This window comes from Pedococcus sp. P1_H8, assembly GCF_056405175.1.
Genome location: NZ_JBFUCP010000141.1, coordinates 1 through 511, shown reverse-complemented (window position 1 = coordinate 511; position 511 = coordinate 1). Strand labels below are relative to the sequence as shown.

Here is a 511-nt window from a genome sequence, read left to right as displayed (position 1 = left end):
CCATCACCGACCCCGACGCCGCCGTGTACGCCTCGCCGTCGACGGGCAGGAACACCGCATCGGTGACGCCGCGGGTGACGAGCCGGCGGGCGGCGACCCGCAGCGGCATCCCCGACCCGATCCCGAACTCGCGGGCCTCGTACGACGCCGTCGAGACCACGCCGCGTTCGGTGGGGTCACCCCGCCCGCCGACGATCACCGGCCGGCCGCGCAGTTCGGGGTGGCGCAGCACCTCGACCGCGGCGACGAACTGGTCGAGGTCGACGTGTAGCACCCACTTCTCGCGCGGCGAGGCACCCATTCACCCAGTCTGCGGGCCGAGGGCGTCCGCTGCCAGCGCGGCCACGCCATCACCCGCTACTGCGCCCGGAGGACGTTCGGGACGAGTGATGTCTGGGCGTTGGTGCGAGTCGAGCGTGTGAGGCGGGCGAGGGCGCCGATTTCGAGGGCTGCCCACAGCGCACCGTCCGGGCCGAGGGCGATCCCGTGAGGCTCGGATCCCGGGGTGGGC

The 511-nt window shown here is 74.0% G+C and carries 1 protein-coding gene; it reads right to left on the bottom strand.

The features are described from left to right. Nucleotides 1–301: Y-family DNA polymerase (locus AC1DYG_RS19275; protein WP_477641467.1), on the bottom strand; the 301-nt coding region annotated here is incomplete at its 3' end. Nucleotides 302–511: the final 210 nt, after the last annotated feature.